We start from the raw sequence: 20,598 nt of genomic DNA, 5'->3' as shown, positions 1-20,598 counted from the left end.
ATATGTCATGGTGCTGAGACTGGATTCCCGCGCTCTGGATTTCGAGCCCGCAATCACCGCGTTCATGGCGATTGAGCGGGAGGCGCGCGCCGGCGACTCCGACGTTTCATCGATCGTCGCTGAGATCATTTCAGCAATCCGCGAATGCGGCGATGCCGCCCTGCAGTCCTACACCGAGCAATTCGACCGTTATGATGTCGGTGCGCGGGGCCTGCGGGTCTCTCGAGACGAAGTCGCCGCGGCCTCCGCGGCATGTGATCCTGAACTGCGCGAGGCGCTGCTCGTCGCGGCCGAGCGAATCCGTGTCTATCATGAGCGTCAACTGCCTAAGGACGACCGTTGGACCGACGAGGCGGGAATTTCGCTCGGATGGCGATGGACGCCGATCGATTCCGTGGGTCTGTATGTTCCTGGCGGGCTCGCCTCCTATCCCTCGAGCGTGCTGATGAATGCGATCCCCGCGCGTGTAGCGGGCGTCCAGCGGGTTGCGATGGTGGTGCCCACTCCCGGTGGCGTTGTGAACCCTTTGGTGTTGGTCGCAGCGGAGATTGCCGGCGTTGACGAGATCTACCGCGTGGGTGGCGCGCAGGCGGTTGCCGCGCTGGCCTACGGCACCGCCGCCATCGCTCCCGTCGATAAGATCGTGGGGCCAGGCAACGCATTCGTTGCCGAAGCGAAAAGGCAGGTGTTCGGCAAGGTCGGTATCGACACGATCGCGGGGCCATCGGAAATCCTCGTGGTCGCCGACAAGTTCAGCAATCCCGCGTGGATTGCTGCAGACCTGCTGAGCCAAGCAGAACACGATCCGGCCGCGCAGACCATCTTGGTGACCGATGACACGGATCTGGCGGACCGTGTTGCATCCGCAATTGCGCAGCAGTTGGAGGGCCATCTCCGCGAGGCGGTAGCTCGGTCCGCGTGGGAGAATAACAGCGCGATCATCACCGTTGCATCGCTCGACGAAGCCGCACGACTCGTCGACCGGTTCGCGCCAGAGCATCTGGAACTGAGCATCGACGACCCCGAAGCACTAATGGCGCGGATCAAGCATGCTGGGGCAATCTTCCTCGGCCGGCACACGCCGGAGGCGATCGGCGACTATATCGCAGGGCCCGACCATGTCCTACCGACGTCGCGGGTTGCGCGATATGGCAGCGGGCTTTCGGTTTTCGACTTTATCAAGCGAAGCTCCATCATCGGATGCACCGAACAGGGATTGCGGGCGATCGGCCGTTATGCGGTCGCCTTGGCCACGTCCGAAGGCTTGCATAGCCACGCCCTATCAGTGAGCATAAGGGTGGACGCCGCCTAACAAGCGGACTGCCGAGGCGAGTGCCGTAAAACAGCGGTGCATTATCGAAACAGTGCGAGGGCAAGCAGGAGAGAGCGAAGGCTCAACTATTCGAAGGGGTGTCTCATGATCCACGATTTCAGATCGACCATTCCACCGGACATCGCGCCGATCCGCTTCGGCGGAGATGCGGAGCGCGCTTTCCAACAATGGCATCGCTGGCATCAACCCCTGCTTGTCTCGGCCGTGGCCAAGTCGCGGAGCTTCTATCTCCCCGAGGAATTAGGAACCGGACATTGGGAACGGGTTGACTTCGATCCCGAGTTTGTTCTTCTCGTCAATCGTGCCAATTATGCGAATCCCAACATCTTCTCTTGCCACGGCGAAGGCCTGCTTAAGTTCCATTTCCGGCTTCAGGCGCGCAGCGCGCTCTACGTCGATAGCATCGGCCATGTTCCGCTCGAGGGTGCAGCCTGCCAGGTATTTTATCACCCGCACGGGGTGATCGACTACGAATGTATCGATCAGGGCCCGGTCGACTCTTGGGTTTCGCTGTTCTGTACGCCCGCCTATCTTTCGAATGGGCTGGGACTTGATGTGTCGCTTTTGCCGAAAAAACTGTTCGAAGCGATCACGCAGCAGACCGGTGAACCCTCCATCTTGAACATGGCCTTTTCGATCAGCATGCGCAAAAGCTGCCAGGAAATCGCATCCTGCACTTTCGCCGGCCAGCTTCGCACCAAATATCTCGAGGGCCTCGCGCTGCAGTTGTTATGCGACGCGCTGTCGCAACTCGCCGGAGATGAGCCGGATAACGGGCTTGATTTGGCCGAGCGCGACCTGCGGGCGATCCATCAGGCGCACAGCATCTTGACAGAGACATTTTGCAATCCCCCAAGTGTCTCGTGTCTCGCTCGCCGTGTGGGCATAAATCGGACTAAGCTCCAGAGCGCATTTAAGGCGATCTATGCCACGACCCTTCAGGATTTTTGCATCGAGCGTCGGATGGAACTGGGCCGGAAATTACTGGAGGAGACCGACGAGCCGGTCGCGCGCATCGCGGAGTTGGCAGGCTATGGGCACCCCAACAACTTCTCCTCCGCATTCAAGCGCGTATATGGCCTTTCACCGCGTCTTCTCCGCTCCTGACAAGGGAGAGCGAGTCGCGACGATCGGCAGAATGAGCACGACGCTGGCCAACATGAGCCCGCATCCCGCGTACAGATTGGCATCATAGCCATAGCCTTGGCCGGTCAGCAGCGCGCCGACATAGGGTCCCACAGCAAGGCCGATGCCGATCGCGGCATTTCCCAGCGCCACATAGCGTCCACGAATGTCGATGTCGCCGATTGCGCCGAGCATCAGCGGGATCACGAAGCACCAGCCGAAGAGATAGACCGAGGTCGAAACGGCAAAGATGATGAGGCTCGGTTTGCCGAGGAGCGCAAGTACCGCGAGCGCAGTGACGGGCAAGCCGGTGATTAGAGCGGCAAGCCTGTTCAGGCGGTTGCCGCCAATGGCAACGATGACGGCGCCTGCCAAGCCGGCCAGATTGGCGATGGAGAGCGCCCAACTGATCGACTGCAGGTCCAAGCCCGCGCGCGCACCAATACGCTCCAGAAACGCCCAAACGATATTCAAGCCAATATAAAAAGCCAGGATCGCAACCACTCCCCAAGCGGGGTGTCCCGAGCCGGCGCTGGCGGCTTTCGTTACCACCGGCAAGGCGCTCAACCGACAAGGTAGCGTGAAGGCAAGAGGAAGACACAGCGCGCCGAGCAGTGCGATCGTCGTGAAGCCACCCGTCGAGCCAAAAGCAGAAAAAATCGACGGAATGGCGAGGAAACCGAGCGTCCCGTAGAGGAGCTGAATCGTGAGCCAAATGCCATATTGACGGTCGACATTGGCAAGCCTGCCGATAGACACGACCACCCCCGAAGATACCGTTCCGGCGGCAAGCCCTTCGATGAACCGGACGCCAAGCAGTGACGCGTAACCGTGGACGAAGCCGCTGACGGCGTTCGCGACAATGAAGGCGATCATGGCAACCAGGACCGTGCCGCGCACCGACCATTGCGCAACCCACAGAAAGGCAAGCAGCGAGGCGATGCCGAAACCGGCGATATTGCAGGCGGCCAGCGTTCCCGCCTGACGGTCGGTCAGGCCGAAGTCTGTGACAAAGCCACCGACGAACATCGGCATGAACAGCACCATCGAAAAGGGCACCGCGCCCAAAAGCGAGTAGGGTGCGATAATGTATCGGTGCAGCGGCGTGGCGGCACCCGACGGGGCTTGCTCATTAGCGTCGGTCACAGCAGTTCCCCAAGTGTCAGCCCGCAAAGGCGAATGTGTTGGCGCGCCGCAGCGACCGCCTAGAACCAGGAGTGCGCCGAAGCCACGCGGTTCGCGTTTGCGCCTCCCCACTACGACCTGCGGTGCGCACCCGAAGACAGCGGCCAGATCGCGATCATTGGGTTTGAAATATGTCAGTTACAAGCCAATCGGCCCAAGATCAATGACGTACTGCATCTCGCATAGGTCAAACTGGCACTCGCATATTCTGTTTTACTTTCAGCCCTCTACACTGACCCTGCAAAGACGAATCTGCATTCACAACGCGGATATGCAATCAGGAAACAAAGGGGGGTCTCGTATGAGAAGTCGTCGGATTGGACATGGGAAATATAGCGGCGCTGGTGTTCAAGCACTTGCAGCGGCGATGGCTCTGTTTTCGAGCCCGGCCTGGGCACAAGTCGAGAAGCAAGCCGAAGAACCCGCCAAGGCGGAGACGGCGCCCGACATTGTGGTGACCGGTACGCGGCTTGCTAACGGTTTCCAAGCGCCGACTCCGGTTACCGTCCTCACAGGGGAAAATCTGATCGCTGTTGCGCCCACGAATGTCGCGAGCGCGCTTGCGCAGTTGCCGTCGCTTGCCACTTCGCAACTTACCACCACGACGGATCCTGGGTCTCAGGCTGGCGGAACCAACGGATCGAGCCTGCTCAATCTGCGTAATCTCGGTGTCACGCGCAACCTTGTCCTGTTGAATGGTCGACGCGTCGTATCCACCAATGCGGCGAACTCTGTCGACATCGCCACGTTGCCACAAAACCTCATCCAGCGGGTCGACATTGTCACCGGCGGAGCTTCGGCAGCTTATGGTTCCGATGCGGTCGCTGGTGTTGTCAATTTCGTGCTGGACACCAAATTCACCGGGCTCAAGGGCGACATCGGTGGCGGCATCTCTACCTATGGCGACCTAGGGAACTTTAAAGGTTCGCTGGCCTGGGGGCGAGCCTTCCTCGACAACCGGCTCCACATCATCGCCAGCGCGCAATATGCCAAGGAATATGGCGTCGCCGTGAACGAGAGCAGCGGGCGAGACTGGTTCGACGACCCCGTCGGCCTCATTCCCAACACGCTCAGTTCGTCGCCCTCCAATCTGATCGTGCCTAGCATTCGGAGCTCTGTCGGATCGGACGGAGGCCTTATCACCAATACCATTCTGCGCGGAACGCAGTTTCTTGTCGGGGGTGTTCCCGCGCCATTCAACCGCGGGTTCAATCCCGGCGCTGGTTTCCAGAGCGGCGGCGATGGATCTCAGGTGCATTACAACTTCGCGCCGGACCAGCGTCGCAACTCAGAATTCGTCCATGCGGAATATGACGTTTCGGACGATGTCTCGCTGTTTGCTGAGGGGCGGTTCGCCTACAACTTCGTCAACAGCAAGAACCAGATCGCGTTCGAGACCGGTAGCGGCAATCAGTTCACGATCTACAGCGGCAATCCATTCATTCCCGCCTCAATCCAGACGATCATGGCCGCCAATAATATCCCGTCCTTCACGATGGGACGCTATCTCAACGACTATCCTATCGTCAATTTCACGACGAAGACGCTGACCGACCAGGAAACGATCGGCTTCAAGGGCAAGAACTTATTCGGAGGAAGGTGGGCTTGGAACGCATCGTTCGCACGAGGGCACACGTTCCAGGATCAAATCCAGCATAATCTTCCGCTGGCACCGAATATCTACGCCGCGGCCGATGCCGTCGTGAACCCTCAGACGGGGCAGATCGTCTGCCGTTCGCAATTTTACAACGCGGCCGGCGTGTTCGTGCCCGGAGGTACCGGCCTTTCGTCGGGCTGCAAGCCGATCAATTTCTTCGGTAACGGCTCAGTTGACCCCTCGGCGATCGGCTATACGATCGGCGACTCTTCGAAGGAATTTCACCTCACTACCTATGTCGCTCAGGCCAGTGTTTCGGGAGACTTGGGTTCGACTTTCCAACTGGGAGCTGGGCCGATTTCGATCGCTGCTGGTGTGGAATATCGTGAGGAGAGCGCTTACCAGACGACCGACGCGCTCTCGCCGACCCGCATCGATGCTACCGGAATCCGCGGTGTCCCAGCCGCGTTGAACAACAAGCTGGGGCCGTATCGCTTCTTCAATCCGCTACCGTTCTCCGGTTCGTTTAACGTGAAGGAGGCGTTCGTCGAACTCGGCGTCCCAATTCTGAAAGACAAGTCATTCGCACGGTCGCTGGCGTTCGATGTGGCGGCGCGCCACACCGATTATAGCCAGACCGGGGGGGTGACTACCTGGAAGGTTGGAGCCGACTGGCAGGTAATCGACGACATCCGTTTGCGTGGCTCGGTCTCACGTGATATCCGCGCGCCAAATATTCTTGAGCTTTTCAACGCCGCGACGCAGTTCACGACGACGAGCATCTATCCATCGAGCGCGGGCGGAGTGACGACGCCGACGCTGAACGTCATCGCGGGCAACCCCGACCTCCAGCCGGAGAAGGCGCTAACCCAGGCTTATGGCGTCGTGCTTACACCGACTTTTGCACCCGGCCTTTCCTTCTCGGCCGACTATTATAACATCAAGATTAAGGGCGCCATCGCCTCGCTTACTATCCAGCAGACGCTGGATAACTGTGCGGCAGGTCAGACAATCTACTGTTCGCAGATCAATTTCGCCAATGGGGTGGCAACGGTCGCGACTCCCGGTCTCAACCTCAATGTGTTGGCCACGTCGGGCATCGACTTTGAAGCGGGCTATCGAACCAACCTCTTCGGCAATCCCCTTTCTCTGCGTGTACTAGCCACCCGGCTTTTGTCGAACTACACGACCCCACCCAATTCGACGAAAATTTCGACCCTCGGCGGCGACGTTGCTCCGCACTGGCGCGTCACCGCCCAGCTTGCATATGACACCGAGACCTGGAAGGTTTTCGTGCAGCAACGGTACATCGGACCTGCGCTGATGGACGCTACCAAGGTTGAGGGCGTTTACACGGACGAGAATGACATCCCGGCGGTGTTCTATACCGATGCCACTCTAAGCTATAAGCTAAAAAAGCTTGGCTTAGACGCCGAGCTTTACCTGACCGTCAACAATATCTTTAACCGGGAACCCCCAATCGATATTGCGCCGCCATCATCGTTTTCGATCCCTAATGCCCGCAATAATTACGATCGGATCGGAAGAATGTATAATGCCGGCTTGCGATTCAATTTTTAGTCTAATGAGGACTTGAAAGTGCAGAACGCGTCCTGACGGCGGAGCAAGCAAGGCTATCTGATTTGCTTGCTCTTGTCGTTTCAGTCACGGAGATTGGAATGAAGCACCTTCTGCTTATCGGCATCGGGCTCTCTGCCTTTACATCGTCCATCGCTTCGGCGGCGTCCTTCTGCAACCTGGACGGCTATCAGCGAGCCGACGGACTCATCGCTGAAAGTGACAACGAGGGACTGACAGTCACCTGGGACGGCGCCAAGGACGAGACGCTTCGACTCCGCTTGTCATTAAAGAATGGCGTACCGACGCTTGAGGAAATCGGTGCGCGAGCCGGAGAAGGTCCGTGGGCGGTCGTTGCCAGGAATCTGGTGCCTTCCTTCCGTGTCGTCTCGGGCTACCGTCGAATGGAGGGTCGAAACGCGGGCGGCCAGTTCGGTGCGCTGAGGCGTCTCGGGGTTCCAATAATGCCTGAGACCGTTAAGCAATATAAATGGGACGCGTTTTGGGACGCTCCGCTCATGATCCCGGGGACGGAAGACGGCGGGCATGCAGACGCTCGTCCGCCCTTGGAACCTATGGCTGGTCAACGGGGGCTACCACGTACCGCGGATGAGATCAAACGAGCGGACATCGCCTTTGGGATGACGGGCTGCGAAGTCAACACAAATGGCGGATCGATCGAGATCTCGCTGCCGGGGATTACGCTGGGAGTCTTCGAAGGGCGCCTCCAATATACGGTCTACAAGGGGACTAACCTGATCAGACAGGAGGTCGTTGCCAAGACGGACGAGGATTCTGTCGCTTATAAGTACGAGGCTGGCCTGAAAGGTCTTCCAATCGAAGACAGATCACGCGTGACTTGGCGCAGCACGGCCAATACGCCACAAGCCTATGCGCTCGACGGTCTTCCGAATACTGCACCGGTGACGCTTCAAGCGGCTAACCGTCTTGTGGTCGCTGACCTGGAGGGCGGGGCGATAGCCGCCTTTCCCCCGCCTCATAATTTTTTCTGGGCGCGCGAAATCTCATATAATCTCGGCTATGCTTGGTACAGCAAGGACAGCGCCTCCTCTTTCTCCTTCGGCGTTCGTCAAGCGGATACGGAGGTTGACCCAGCGAACGCCGGCCGCGGACCAATGGATTATCGCGAGAACTTCGCGCTGCGTAGCGCTCGCCCCGGAACCTGGCAGCGCATGCCGGTATATTTCTATGTGAGTGGGAAAGGGGCCAGCGACGCATCTGAGGGGGCGCTGGCATTCACACGCGGCGACCGTTTCAAAGCGCTCGATGGTTACAAGGTCATGGCCACCCATTTCCATGCCGCCATTACGACCCGACTGCTCCAAACGGGCAATCTGAACAATATATTGCCGGATTTTGAGGTGGCGAAAGATGCTGGGATAAACATCTTCGCCCCGATCGATGATGATGGTCAGAACGGTAGTCATGGTGCGGCTCTGCCCGGAGCGGGCCATGTCAAGAACCAGGCACTATACTATGAGGTCGCGCGTCGCCATAGCAGCAAAGATTTTCTCATAATGCCGAATGAGGAAATTATGATGGGCGAGGACCTGGACCTTGCAAAGGCGATCGGGGGACATACTGATCTCTTCATGTCCCATCCGGTATATTGGAACCCAACTAGGAAAAGCGGTCAATCGCTCGTCGAGACTGATGCGACCTATGGCAAGGTCTATAATATCGGCTCACCGGATGATTTGACGGAAATGATGAAGCGCGAAAATCTCCTTATCTATATGCCGCATCCTCGGACAAAGGGTTCGACGGGCTTTCCCGATGCCATCAAGGATCGGGCCTATTTTCTCGACGAGACCTTTCGCGGTATCGGTTTCCGATGGGGGATGGGAATTGATGGGTCAGAAACGCGGCTTTGCGAACTCCGGTGTCTGCCGACCCTCGATGATATGAACAACTGGATCGCCGACACGCCGACGCCACCCAAATTCATCCAAGCGATTTCCGAACTCTATGCGCAAGGGCCAGGCGACGATGTCTACGCAAACAATCCGGTAAATTATGTGAAGCTCGACACGCTCCCGGGGCCGGATAACTGGAAGCCTATCGTCGACGCGCTACGAAGCGGCGATTATTTCGTCACCTCTGGCGAAGTGCTGGTGCCGCATTATGCGGTGGAAGGCACCGGGCGCCGCAGGACCATCGTTGCCGATCTCGAGTGGACCTTCCCACTCGACTTCGTGGAGGTCGTCTGGGGCGACGGCCGGAAGACCAATCGGCAGATCATCTCGACGAGGGATTTGCCGCCATTTGGCGTGCACCGGTTCGAGATACCATTCGATACCACCGGAAAAAAATGGGTGCGCTTTGCCGCGTGGGATACGGCCGGAAATGGCGCGATGGTGCAGCCGATCAAGGTGACCGGCAAGGCTTTCGGCCGCACCGTACGGCGCTAGTACCGGCGAAGATTTTTAGCGTTGCGACGCGGCGGTTCCCCCGCCGCGTCGCTCTATTTGAAAAGCGAACCACCCCGGGTCGCCGGTGGCTATTGGGGCCGCATGATCTCGGGATCGGCAATATATGTCTCGGTCCCTGGCGTCCGGGATGCGCCGCAAAACCAGCAGATCTTGCCTTCAATATGATGACGAACGCAGTAGAGCCCGACGAGGCTGCACCACAGCAGCGGTTGGTTTGATAGAAAGGCGTGGCGGTGGCCTAGAAAGCCGGCTCTGCGGCGTCCGCCCGTTCTTGGATCGACGCCGCCGGCTCGATCAGCCGGCAGACCACAGCAGGCGTGCCACAGCGGCGACCCGCACGAGAACCATCAACCAAGCGCTGCCGCCGCGCGAGCCACGTGGACAGCCGGCCGTCGGGCAACCCAAGGTAGGGCGGCCTCAAGATCATAGGCGATGCTCAACAGATCCCGCTCGGCGCCGATCGGGGCCATGAACATGACGCCGAGCGGAGTGCCGTCGGCATGGGTGAGCAACGGTAGGCTGACGGCAGGGATGCCGGTAAAGTTGGCTAGACTGCAATAAGGCGAGGTATGGGCCCACTGCTCGTGAAAAGTCTCGATCGCGATGTCACGGTCGAGCGAGAGTGCACCGGCCTTCGGTGTCGTCGTGGCGAGCGTCGGCGTCACATAATAATCAAATCGCTCGAAAAAGGAGCCTAGCGCTCTCGAATATTGGTTCATGCGGTCGAGCGCGTGCAGATACACCGACAGTCCCTGCGATTTGCCCTGTTCGTAGAGGCGGTAGCTGACCGGCTCGAACAAGAATGGATCGACGGGCTTGCCGAGCGCACGCGCCATCATGTCTATCTCGACCATCGCATAAAGGCTGTAAAAGTCGGTTGTAACCTTGTGGAACTCGGCGAAATCGATCGCTGGATCGGCGACATCGACATCGAAGCCGAGTGCCTCCAACGTCGGTACGATGGTCAGGACCGCGGACCGCACCGCCGGCGTCGCAGCCTTGCCGCCCCAGTTCATCCTACTCATCGCAATCCTCGGTCGCCGCCCGGCGGAGCGCAGCGTTGCAACGCGTAGCTGGCTGTAAACTGACTCGCCCGGCATCGGACCACTGATGGCATTGAGGACGGCCTCGGTGTCGCGAACGCTGCGCGAGGCGACAAATTCTGAGTAAAGCGGGAACATCACGTCGCCCGCGCCCGGTCCAAGACTGACGGTTCCGCGAGAACATTTGAGCCCCACCAAGCCACAGATGCTCGCGGGCACACGGGTCGACCCCGCGCCGTCGTTGGTGTGGGCGATGGGCACGACACCGGCCGCGACAATCGCGGCCGACCCGCCGCTAGAGCCGCCGGGAGTCAGTTCAGTGTCCCAGGGATTACGTGTAACCCCGTTCAGCCGTGACTCCGTCGAGATGGTGAATCCGAACTCAGGGCAACTGGTGCGACCGAGAACACTGAGCCCCGCGGCGTGGAAGCGATCGGTCAGGAAAGTGGTCCCCTCGGCGGTCATTCCCGCGGAAAAGTGGCTGCCCCATTCCGACTTCTTGCCCACTTCTGTTGGGCCAAGATCCTTGAAGAAGAACGGAACACCCCCTAGCGGCAACGCTGCCAGATATTCGTCGTCGAGGTTGTCAAGACGCTCGGGATAAACTTCGATCACGGCGTTAAGGCGATCGTTGACAACATCAACGGCGACCAACGCGGTTTGCGCGAGTTCGCGAGCAGAGACTTCGCGGCGCTTCACCAACGACGCCAGATCAGTCGCATCACATGCGCTATATTCGGTCAAGCTCATCATCTGATTGTCGCTCCTATCCATGCACCCCAGGCGGATCTTCACCGCCTCAATGAGGCGATCATTGTGGGGGCCGCATGTCGTGACAAGAGCGCGGGCCCGCTCAGGCACTGCTTCTGCAAACCGCATAGATCAAATTGGCGAGCGCATATTCCGATTTAATTCCCGCCGGTTAGGGTCAATCGTTCCGGGATGGATTGCGCATCGGGACCCGGACCGACGGGAGACCTGCTTATGCTTCGAGTTTGTCGCCGCGCGTCCCTTACGACAGCGCTGCTCCTCGCCTTGACGGGATTGAACATTTCCGTTGGCGCGCGGGCGCAGACGGCGGCCGCTGCTGCTGAGCCGTCGGTGATCGGCGACGAGATCATAGTCCAAGCGCGAAAGCGCAATGAGAATCTTCAGGACGTGCCGATCGCCGTGAATGCGTTTTCCGGCGACCAAATGCGCGCGCTGGGGATCAAGCAGAGCGGGGATATCGCGCAATTCACCCCGAACTTCACCTGGAATACCGAGTTCGGGAAAGCGTCCCCGCAACCGACGATCCGGGGTGTCGGCAGCAACGGGTTCATGCCCAACAACGTCAATCCGGTCGCGGTTTATTCCGACAATGTTCTTATCGGCCCGAACATCGCGCAGGGCTTCGCCACTTTCGATGTCGAGCGCGTCGAGGTGCTTAAGGGCCCGCAGGGCACGCTCTATGGCCGAAATGCGACAGCGGGCCTGATCAACTTCATTTCGGTGCAACCGACGATCGGCGACGGCGTCGACGGTTTCGGCGAACTGACTGCAGGCTCATTCGGTACGTTGAACGTCGAGGCCGCGCTCGAGAGCGACATCGGTCCGAACGCCGCTGTACGGCTCTCCATCGCGCGCAACAAAAACAAGGGGGTGTATCGCAACCTCAACTTGGGCGGCCACAATGGTGAAACCGACGATCTTGCCGGTCGTCTTCAATTGCTTGTCGAGCCATTGGAGAATGTGCGGATTTTGCTCAATGGGCATTATGGCCGATCGACGCCCGACATTGCCCCGTTCAAGGCGGTGGGAACCTTATGCCCGCCCGGAGTCACCAGACCGACCCTGGGGATTTGCGCCGCAGGCGGCGGCACCGACACCGCCAATCTGTTCGAGAATTATAATGGACCCGGCTTCGAGCGGGTCAAGAGCGTCGGGGGTTTCGCCAACGTCCAGATCGATCTCGGCGACCTGACACTGACCTCGATAAGTTCTTACGACCGGGCCACCATGCGGCGCCTTGATGACGTCGACGATCTGGCGATCTTTCAGGAAAATGATCATTTCTATGACCGGTTCAACACGCTCAGCCAAGAGGTGCGCCTCAGCGGCAAATCCCAGGGGCTGAACTGGCACATTGGCGGCTTCTATTACAACGAGCTCTATCGCGGTGACTATCTCGCTGACTTCGTTATCGGCTCTGCCGGTAATGTGAAGCGGATCAAGACCGACAGCTTTGCGATCTTCGGACAGGCGGAATATGAGCTTGCCGCAGGCTTGAATGTTAGCGGCGGCCTGCGCTGGACGCATGAGCGGAAAGATGTTGGCTACACCACGGTAGACGCGAGCGGAGATCTGGGAACCCGCTTCTTCGGTTCGATCGCGTCCTCCGGGATCGCCATTTTTAACTCGGCAACCGCAGACAATCGAAAATCTTTCAACAATGTCAGCGGCCGGGTCAGCCTCGATTACCATCTGGCAGACCGCAACATGATCTATGCGAGCTATGGCCGCGGCTTCAAAGCCGGGGACGTCAATGGCATCGCGCTCAGCACCGACCCGGCGGCGCTGGCACTCCAGTCGCGCGTGACCAAGCCCGAGACGCTCGATGCGTTCGAAATCGGCTACAAAGGCAGTCTGGCTGACGGAAACATCCTGATCGACAGTTCGGCCTTTTGCTACATCTATAGTGACCAGCAGCAGTCGATCCTGCTGCCTGTGCCCAATGCTACGAATCCCTTACCGGTGGCGACCTTCGCCAACGCCGCGAAATCGAAGATCAAGGGCATCGAGGTGCAGATCACCTGGAAGCCTGCGGCAACATTGCGGATCGTGACGTCCGGCGGATGGGTCGATGCGCAATATCAGGATTTCATTCTGAACCCTCAGGAAACTGATCCCACCCAGATTATCGACTTCTCGGGCAATCGAGCGCCGCTCACGCCGCAGTTCAGCGCAACGGCGGTCGTCGCGAAGGAATTTGTTTTTTCGAACGGCGGTTATGTGTCGCTGCAGGCAAATGGTCGCTATCAGAGCACCGTCTATTTCCAGCCCACAAATGAGGCTGGATTGAAGTCGCGGCCACAGGCGATTTTTGGCGCGCTCATCTCATATTCCGCGCCGGAGAAACGGTGGAGCCTTTCGTTGCAGGCCGAGAACATCCTCAACGGCAAATATCCCGTCTCCGGTTTCAATTTCGACGTGCCGCCCGTGAGCAGCTTGCACATCAAGCCAAACACGCCGCGGATCCTGACCGCCCGGATTCGTGTCGCGTTCTGATCGCTCTCTGGCTGCCGGTCATCCGGCACAAATGCTCCGCTGTCGCGACAGCGTCGGAAAGGCTCTCATGACACTGCACATCAGCCAGTCGAGAGGATCGACCCAAACTCCGTTGTGGCGCTCGCTGTACGTCCAGGTGCTGGTCGCCATCGCGCTCGGCATCCTCCTGGGTTGGCTTGAGCCAAATCTCGGCGCCCAGATGAAGCCGCTCGGGGATGGCTTCATCAAGTTGGTCAAGATGATCATCGCGCCGGTGATCTTCCTGACAGTCGTAACGGGCATCACCGGACTGGGCAATCTTGGCGACGTCGGGCGGATCGCGTTCAAGACCTTTGCCTATTTTATCGTGATGTCGACGCTCGCGCTGATCGTCGGGCTCGTCGTTGCCAACCTCGCGCAGCCAGGCGCGGGCCTGAACATCGACCCGGCGGCGGTCGACACTAGCCACGTCGCCGAGTTCACCGCAAAGGCGCATGATCAGTCGCTGACCGGCTTCTTGATGGCAATGATCCCGACCACGCTCGTCGCGGCGTTGGCCAACGGGGACGTATTGCAGGTTCTGGTCGTCGCCATCCTGTTCGGTGTCGCGCTCGCGCGGGTGGGCGAGCGGGGAGCGCCGATTGTCGATCTGCTTGAACGTGTAACCACAGTCATTTTCGATCTAGTAGGTATCCTTATGAAGGCGGCGCCGATCGGCGCGTTCGGCGCGATGGCCTTCACCATTGGGAAGTTCGGTCTCGGCACGCTCGTGCATCTAGGCGGCCTGGTGGCCTGTTTCTATCTGACCGCGCTCGTGTTTGTTGTCGTCGTCCTTGGCACTGTCGCTTGGGCGGCGGGGTTCTCAATCTTCAAACTCCTTGCTTATTTGAAGGACGAGCTTTTACTCGTACTCGGCACGTCTTCGTCAGAAAGCGCCCTGCCAGCTCTGATGGCAAAGATGGAAGGAGCAGGGTGTTCGAAGCCGATCGTTGGCCTCGTTGTGCCAACTGGCTATTCGTTCAATCTTGACGGCACGAACATCTATATGGCGCTTGCCGCCCTCTTCATTGCCCAGGCCTGCAACGTCGATCTTACGCTGGGGGCGCAGATCAGTCTGCTGCTCGTCGCTGTGATCTCGTCCAAAGGTGCGGCAGGTGTCACCGGAGCAGGCTTTATAACGCTGGCCGCAACTCTCTCGGTAGTGCCATCAATTCCCATCGCAGGCATAGCCCTGATCCTAGGCATCGATCGCTTCATGTCGGAATGCCGCAGCCTAACAAATTTTATTGGCAACGCGGTCGCGACCCTAGTCATCGCCCGCTGGGAAGGTGCGCTGGACCGCGGCATGCTGAAGCACGCTCTCGGCTGAACCGCACGAAGCAATACCGACTAGCCATGGCCCGCGCACCAGCGAGCGCAATCATATTTGGGAGGGCCAATCGCATGCCAAGCGCGCCTTGTTCTTTCGATGGCAAATGAAACGCCTAGATTGCGTCCGGAAGATCCTTCCAAGCGCGGCACGAAAATTGATGCTCCTGCGCGTCGCCCAAACGCTTCTCGGCCCGATTTCCACCAACTGGAAACTTTTTTGAAGGTTTCAGAAGCACGGAGTTTCGCGGCCGCCGCGCGACAACTCGGCGTCAGTCAGCCGGCGGTCAGCCAGACCATCGCCAGACTAGAGGATATCTACGGTGCTGACTTGTTCGAACGGCGCCGAGGATCACCAGTTACACTCACTCCAATCGGGCAAGCAATTTTGCCGTCCGCGAAACTGCTGCTGTTCACCGTGGATCGACAAATCGAACGCGCTTTGGCCACCGCGCAGAGCCGGGCGGGTTCACTCGCCATCGGGATTCATCCCGCCCTTGCCTTTGGTCCACTCGGCGATGCCCTCATAGAAATCCGCGATGAATGCCCAGACGTCCAGTTTCAATTGGTCGAAGGACCGCCAGGCGATCTCTATCGTCGTCTCAACGAGCAGACGCTCGATATCATGTTCATGGCCCTTCACCCCGACGTCGCAGGTGGCGCAAATGTGCAGGAGCGGCTTTGGGCTGATCCTCTGGTCGCGGCAGTGCCGGATCACCATCCCCTCACTGCCAAAGTCCGCTTGAGGTGGTCTGATCTCTCATCGATCTCGGTGATCCTCCGATCCAACCAAGGTGACCTGTCAGACTATCGCGCGCTGGCGGCGCGGATGGGTGACCTCCCGCTCAATTGCGATCTTCATGATGTGTCGCGAGGTACCCTCATCGAAATGGTGAGAAGGGGAATGGGCGCAACTCTCCTCCTCGCATCGACGACCGAGCCACGCGCTGGCATCACCTATCGGCCCATGGAGGACGACAACGCATTTATCTGGATCGAAGCCGTCTGGCCGAAGCACGACCGCAACCCACTCCGCCACCGATTTCTGAACTGCGTTCGCCGACACGCAGCAGCCAGACAGGCTGCTATCGATCTACCTTCCCCGGCGTAATGAGCTCGCAAAGCGGGTACTCCCAGGGCCTCCGCAAATCTCCCCAGCAACGTTACGCTGGGCGACACTTTGTTGCGCTCGATCGATCCCAGATAGCGCGCGCTGACACCGAGAATTTGGGCCATTTCCTCTTGTGTCCGCCCCGTTTCGTTGCGCATGCCTCTAAGATTGGTTGCAAGAATCTCCCTGAGGTCCATCCGACATTTAGTCCTGCCATCGGAATGATCGTTCTAGGAACGATCATTCCTATTCGCTATAAAGTCGGTGGTCTGCACCTTTTTGGAAATGATCCATGTCCAAGCCTCATGACAGGTCGGAAGGAAGGCATGCCGAAGCGGAACGACTGATCGATGTCGCACGGAGCATGCTCAAATCGACCCGACGAAGAAATAGTAATAAATTAGCTCGATCACGCCATCGGTGCACTGCGGATGCTTGCGGGTGCGCGGCCGAACAGGTTTGACTGAGAAGCCGCAGCTTATTCTTAACTAGATTTCCACGGCGTCAGGAGCAAATCGCGACTGACCAAAACCCTGACCCGCGCCCCCGGCCGCACCGTGATGGTCGGATGTACATCGAGTTGGCGGCTGACGATCTTGTCGCCAGCACTTTCAATCGAGCGGCCCGCGCTTTCTCGAATGGCGGCGGCGATGACCGCATCGCCGCCGCCGCCAGTGGTCGCGGCATTGGCGCTGACACCGAACAAAGTCGACAGCAGGCCGGCCATCAGCAGCTTGCTAGTGTGATTGTTAACACGATCGGTGAGCCCCGACTGGCCTGCAGCGTCAGTGCTCACCATCCGGTCAAGATCGAGCGAGCGACCATCGGGAAAGATCAACCGAGTCCACACCACCAGCGCCCGCGACTGGCCGTAGCTGACTCGCGCGTCATAGACGCCAATCAATCGGGTGCCTTGCGGAATCAGCCGCGTGCGGCCGGTCACCGTGTCGAACACGTCTTCGGTCACTTGTGCCACGACCTGCCCCGGAAGGTCGGAGGACAGACCGGTGATCAGCGCCGCCGCGATTGTCGAGCCGGCCGATACGACATAGCGCCCCGCTGGCGCGGTCAGCCTCCCGCTGTTCACGGTCGGCTCGAGTGTCCCGCCAGCGAGGAACGCTGCCTTGCGGTCCTGGGCGTCGCCATTCGCCGCGTGCGCCGGTTTGCTAGTGGCAGCCTGGCTGGGAGGGGGCAGACGGGGATCGGCGCTGGCCGTCGCGGTACGTACGCCTTCGCTGGTGCCGGCGAATAGCTTGCTTGCCCGCGCGCTCTCGCGCTGCTGGCGACGGCGTTGCTGCTCGGCCGACGCTTCAGTGTTCACCCTGCTCGGCGATGCCGGAGTCGTGCCGGGAAGCTGGGGAGTGGTCGCTGGGCCAGCCGTCGCAGGCGGTGCTCCTATCCCGGCGGATGCGCTGTGAGCGAGATCGCCATAATCCTTGGGCGCATCCGCCAGCGCATTGGTATTGCGGCGTTCGACCGATACCGTCTCCTGTTGCGGCTGGGTACGATGGCTTGAGGTCAGGCTGTAGCCCAAAGCTGCCGCCACGCCGAGCGCGCTGACGCCGGTGAGCGTCGCCAGCGCCTTGCGCGACAGGCGCCGCGGTGTTGGCGCGGCAGCACGGGTTTTGATCGGCGGCCGCTTCTCTGCCGGGTCGCGGGCAAGTTCGTCGCGCTCGCTCACGACCGCGGCCCCCGAGCGCGAGTCCGCTCGATGCGGACGATTTGCTGTTTCTTGGTGCCGAGCCGGAGTTCGGCAATCGAGAACAGCCGATCGATCACCATGTACCGCCCCGACACGCGATAATTGACGAGCTCCGCATTGTTCTTCTCACCGATGAGGAAGAGCGGCGGCAGCTCGCTTTGCGCGATGTCTTGCGGGAACAGCACATAGGTTTTGGCCCCGTCGTCGAACACCTGCACCGGCTTCCAGGGCGGATTGGCACCCTTCAACCGGTACGCAAAATCGAGTCTGGCAGGATCGATGCCCGTCTGGACCTGGCTGTTGCTGACTGCGGTCGCCGCTTCGAGCCGGGCACGCACGGCGATCAGCTCATCCTGCGGATAGGACCAGCCGACGCTCGCCATATAGGTCGCGGGCGTCGAGCGTAGCTCGACATGATAGGTCCGCCGGTCGGTGTTGATGACCAGGTTCGTCCGGATTGCCGGATCGGTGGGCTTGACCAGAATATGGGTGCGGCGGCTCGGTCCAGAGCCGCTCGCCGCTTCGCCGATCACCCAGCGCACCGTGTCGCCGGCAGCGACCGCGCCGGAGTCCGACAGCGTCTCGCCTTCTTGTAGCATGATGTCGGTGACCTGACCGACCGCGGCATGGACCTGATATAGGCCGCCCGGCGCATAGACGAACAACTGCGTCGCGCCCTGCCAGCCGGCCGCGCGCGCACTCACCCGGGCCGCATCCGTGGCTGCGGCAACCGACCGTGCCGATGGTGGCGCCGATTGCGCGTGCGCCGCAGCAGCCGAAAGCAAAAACGGGGTGGCGAGCAATAATGTGCGCATGGTCATTCTCCGAGATCCTGGGACCAGTTGATGGCGTGGACATAGAGCCCGAGCGGATTGCGGCTGAGCGTTGCCGCGTCGGTCGGTGTGCGAACGACGATGGTGAGAACGCCTGTCCAATGGGTGGTGCCGCTGAGCTGGCCGTGGTCGTAGCGCCGCTCGTCCCAGGCGACACGGAAGCTGTCGGCGGACGCGCGCACGACATTCTTCACATCGACCGACACCTGCTTGTCGGCGAGATCGGCGAAGGGATCATTGCCGCGCGCATAGTCGTTGAGCACAGCTGCGCCCTGCTCAGTCGTGAAATCATAGGCCGCGCCCAAGTTCTGGCGGAGCACGATCGGGTCTGCCGGGCGTGAGCGCACGTTCTCGATGAAGCGCGCGATATGCCACGCGATCTGCGGATCGGTCGGACGATAGTCGGACGTCACTGGGGCGACGCCGCGCGCCGCGCCAAGGCGGTCGACCTCGACCACATAAGGCACGACATGCGAGCCGAACCGCAGCCGGAGATTGTCGATGACCGACAGAGACAAGAGCGCGGTGGCGCTGAATGCCATCAGCCGCCAGCTTCGCGCCTGCACCCGCGCTGATCCGATGCGATCGTCCCAGGCCTGGCCGGCACGCTGATAGGGGGTTTCGGGAACGGGCTCGCGGCCGAAGCGCGAGGACGGACGGCGGAACGGATTCATGAACGGTCCTCCAGCGAGATGTGTGCCGACCCGCCATGGTGGTCGGCTGAGCGAAGGGTGTGGGCAGCAAGGGTTGCGCCCTGCACCATCGCCTGGCGGCGACGCAGTTGCTTCGCCCAGGCCGGGGCCGGTGCTTCAGCAGGCCCTGGCCTGGGCGACGATGGCGCTGTCCGATCGGCGCCACCTTCTGGCGCAGCCTCAGCGGAGCCCGCCACAGGGTCAGCGGCAGCCCCTGACGACCCGCCCGATGCTGACTGACCGGCACCGCCATCGTCGCCGCCCGAACTTGCGCCACCTCCCGGCGCTCCAGACGGCGGGGGAACCGTCGGAGCGCCGCCCGTCGGCACCGGGGGAGCGGGGGGCGCCGACGGGGATCCACCACCAGCCCCGGGGGAGTTGGGCGAGCCGGCGGATCGGGAGAGGGTGGAGGCAGCGGCTGACCCGGCGCGGCTGACCAAGCCGGCGGCGCCGGCGACGCCCATGGTCGCGGCAGCGCCGACACCGCCAACCATGATTCCGGTGGCGACGGCACCGCCGGCGCCAAGCTGGGGGCCGCCGGAGATCAGGCCCGAAGCGATACCAGGTCCGAAGATGGCGAGGCCGAGCAGCGTGAGCGCCGCCAGGGCGAGGGATGCTACCTGTTCGATCGTCGGTTGCGCCCCCCCGAAATCGATCACGAAATCGCGGAAGATGGTCGAACCGATGCCGATGATGACGGCGAGCACCAACACCTTGACGCCGGTTGCCATCACATTGCCCAGCACGCGTTCGGCGAGGAACGCCGTGCGGCCGAACAACCCGAATGGCACAAGCACGAACCCGGCAAGGGTCGTCAGCTTGAACTCGATCAGCGTTACGAACAGCTGGATCGCGATGATGAAGAAGGCGAGCATGACGATCGCCCAAGCGAGCAGCAACACCGCTATCTGCACGAAGTTGGTGAAGATGCCGACCGGCCCGACCAGCAGCGAGGCCTGATCAAGCAACGGCTGCCCGACGTCGATACCGATCTGCGCGATCTTGCCGGGATGGAGCAGATCGTTCGCGTTCCCCGAGCCGGCCGCCTTGAGGCCGATCCCCGAGAAGCTCAGATAGATGATCTTGGCGAGGCCGTTCCAGTTGGCGATCAGGAATGCGAAGAATCCGACCTGTAGCGTCTTGCGCACAAGCCGCGCGACGATGTCCTCGCCTTCACCCCAGGTCCAGAACAGCATCGCCAGCGTCACATCGATGACGATCAGCGAACTCGCGAGAAAGCCGACATCGCCGTGAATCAGGCCGAAGCCGCTATCGATGTAGCGCGCGAAAAGATCGAGAAACCGGTCGATGACGCCTGTGCCTTCGCCCATG

Annotated in this window: 13 protein-coding genes and 1 pseudogene; 7 read left to right on the top strand and 7 right to left on the bottom strand. The window is 60.4% G+C overall.

Going from position 1 to position 20,598, the window contains the following annotated elements:
* Positions 1 to 7: 7 nt before the first annotated feature.
* A complete protein-coding gene (gene hisD / locus FHW96_RS05345; protein ID WP_172339502.1) occupies positions 8 to 1,312 on the top strand; it encodes a histidinol dehydrogenase in 1,305 nt (434 codons plus the stop codon).
* Positions 1,313 to 1,417: 105 nt separating this feature from the next.
* Positions 1,418 to 2,440 (top strand): AraC family transcriptional regulator, encoded by a 1,023-nt coding sequence (locus tag FHW96_RS05340; protein WP_172339501.1) that lies wholly within the window; start codon positions 1,418 to 1,420, stop codon positions 2,438 to 2,440.
* On the opposite strand, the gene FHW96_RS05335 is transcribed toward FHW96_RS05340, so the two are convergent.
* The gene (locus FHW96_RS05335; protein ID WP_172339500.1) at positions 2,417 to 3,604 is read right to left on the bottom strand and encodes an MFS transporter; all 1,188 of its coding nucleotides are present in this window, start codon (positions 3,602 to 3,604) and stop codon (positions 2,417 to 2,419) included. The two genes, FHW96_RS05340 and FHW96_RS05335, sit on opposite strands and share 24 nt — an antisense overlap.
* A 406-nt stretch (positions 3,605 to 4,010) precedes the next feature.
* Between FHW96_RS05335 and FHW96_RS05330 the strand changes: the two genes are divergently transcribed.
* Positions 4,011 to 6,821: a TonB-dependent receptor domain-containing protein gene (locus tag FHW96_RS05330; RefSeq protein ID WP_172339499.1), complete on the top strand. Its 2,811-nt coding sequence runs from the start codon at positions 4,011 to 4,013 to the stop codon at positions 6,819 to 6,821.
* 98 nt (positions 6,822 to 6,919) lie between these two features.
* Positions 6,920 to 9,250, top strand: coding sequence for a hypothetical protein (locus FHW96_RS05325; protein ID WP_172339498.1), 2,331 nt, complete (start codon positions 6,920 to 6,922; stop codon positions 9,248 to 9,250).
* Between the two features lie 368 nt (positions 9,251 to 9,618).
* On the opposite strand, the gene FHW96_RS05320 is transcribed toward FHW96_RS05325, so the two are convergent.
* Positions 9,619 to 11,067, bottom strand: coding sequence for an amidase (locus FHW96_RS05320; RefSeq protein WP_172339497.1), 1,449 nt, complete (start codon positions 11,065 to 11,067; stop codon positions 9,619 to 9,621).
* Between the two features lie 231 nt (positions 11,068 to 11,298).
* Here FHW96_RS05320 and FHW96_RS05315 point away from each other — a divergent pair, with 231 nt between their 5' ends.
* The 3 genes from FHW96_RS05315 (at position 11,299) to FHW96_RS05305 (ending at position 16,039) form a co-directional block, all read left to right on the top strand.
* Positions 11,299 to 13,581: a TonB-dependent receptor gene (locus FHW96_RS05315; RefSeq protein WP_172339496.1), complete on the top strand. Its 2,283-nt coding sequence runs from the start codon at positions 11,299 to 11,301 to the stop codon at positions 13,579 to 13,581.
* Between the two features lie 67 nt (positions 13,582 to 13,648).
* The gene (locus FHW96_RS05310; protein WP_172339495.1) at positions 13,649 to 14,929 is read left to right on the top strand and encodes a dicarboxylate/amino acid:cation symporter; all 1,281 of its coding nucleotides are present in this window, start codon (positions 13,649 to 13,651) and stop codon (positions 14,927 to 14,929) included.
* Between the two features lie 99 nt (positions 14,930 to 15,028).
* Positions 15,029 to 16,039: a LysR family transcriptional regulator gene (locus FHW96_RS05305; protein ID WP_172339494.1), complete on the top strand. Its 1,011-nt coding sequence runs from the start codon at positions 15,029 to 15,031 to the stop codon at positions 16,037 to 16,039.
* 11 nt (positions 16,040 to 16,050) lie between these two features.
* On the opposite strand, the pseudogene FHW96_RS26655 reads toward FHW96_RS05305, so the two are convergent.
* The 5 genes and pseudogenes from FHW96_RS26655 to trbL all read right to left on the bottom strand — a co-directional run.
* Positions 16,051 to 16,236 (bottom strand): annotated as a pseudogene (locus tag FHW96_RS26655) (helix-turn-helix domain-containing protein); the annotation flags it as partial.
* 287 nt (positions 16,237 to 16,523) lie between these two features.
* Complete coding sequence (locus FHW96_RS05300) at positions 16,524 to 17,720, bottom strand: TrbI/VirB10 family protein (RefSeq protein WP_172339493.1); 1,197 nt, start codon at positions 17,718 to 17,720, stop codon at positions 16,524 to 16,526.
* Complete coding sequence (trbG, locus tag FHW96_RS05295) at positions 17,717 to 18,562, bottom strand: P-type conjugative transfer protein TrbG (protein WP_253950745.1); 846 nt, start codon at positions 18,560 to 18,562, stop codon at positions 17,717 to 17,719. Before trbG ends, FHW96_RS05300 begins: the two co-directional genes overlap by 4 nt.
* On the bottom strand, positions 18,559 to 19,248 hold the full coding sequence (gene trbF / locus FHW96_RS05290; protein WP_172339492.1) for a conjugal transfer protein TrbF: 690 nt from the start codon (positions 19,246 to 19,248) through the stop codon (positions 18,559 to 18,561). Before trbF ends, trbG begins: the two co-directional genes overlap by 4 nt.
* Positions 19,245 to 20,597 (bottom strand): P-type conjugative transfer protein TrbL, encoded by a 1,353-nt coding sequence (trbL, locus tag FHW96_RS05285; protein ID WP_172339491.1) that lies wholly within the window; start codon positions 20,595 to 20,597, stop codon positions 19,245 to 19,247. Before trbL ends, trbF begins: the two co-directional genes overlap by 4 nt.
* Between the last annotated feature and the right edge of the window lies 1 nt (position 20,598).

Source organism: Novosphingobium sp. SG751A (genome assembly GCF_013149295.1).
In the GTDB taxonomy this organism is placed as follows: domain Bacteria; phylum Pseudomonadota; class Alphaproteobacteria; order Sphingomonadales; family Sphingomonadaceae; genus Novosphingobium.
The sequence above is the reverse complement of the archived record's forward strand: the minus strand, read 5'-3'. Positions and strand labels throughout refer to the sequence as shown.

Bases quoted from the DNA above. Each gene is read 5' to 3' on its own strand.
- hisD (WP_172339502.1), top strand. From the start codon at position 8: ATGGTGCTGAGACTGGATTCCCGCGCTCTGGATTTCGAGCCCGCAATC.
- FHW96_RS05340 (WP_172339501.1), top strand. From the start codon at position 1,418: ATGATCCACGATTTCAGATCGACCATTCCACCGGACATCGCGCCGATC.
- FHW96_RS05330 (WP_172339499.1), top strand. From the start codon at position 4,011: ATGGCTCTGTTTTCGAGCCCGGCCTGGGCACAAGTCGAGAAGCAAGCC.
- FHW96_RS05325 (WP_172339498.1), top strand. From the start codon at position 6,920: ATGAAGCACCTTCTGCTTATCGGCATCGGGCTCTCTGCCTTTACATCG.
- FHW96_RS05320 (WP_172339497.1), bottom strand. From the start codon at position 11,067: ATGATGAGCTTGACCGAATATAGCGCATGTGATGCGACTGATCTGGCG.
- FHW96_RS05315 (WP_172339496.1), top strand. From the start codon at position 11,299: ATGCTTCGAGTTTGTCGCCGCGCGTCCCTTACGACAGCGCTGCTCCTC.
- FHW96_RS05310 (WP_172339495.1), top strand. From the start codon at position 13,649: ATGACACTGCACATCAGCCAGTCGAGAGGATCGACCCAAACTCCGTTG.
- FHW96_RS05305 (WP_172339494.1), top strand. From the start codon at position 15,029: ATGGCAAATGAAACGCCTAGATTGCGTCCGGAAGATCCTTCCAAGCGC.
- trbG (WP_253950745.1), bottom strand. From the start codon at position 18,562: ATGACCATGCGCACATTATTGCTCGCCACCCCGTTTTTGCTTTCGGCT.
- trbF (WP_172339492.1), bottom strand. From the start codon at position 19,248: ATGAATCCGTTCCGCCGTCCGTCCTCGCGCTTCGGCCGCGAGCCCGTT.
- trbL (WP_172339491.1), bottom strand. From the start codon at position 20,597: ATGGGCGAAGGCACAGGCGTCATCGACCGGTTTCTCGATCTTTTCGCG.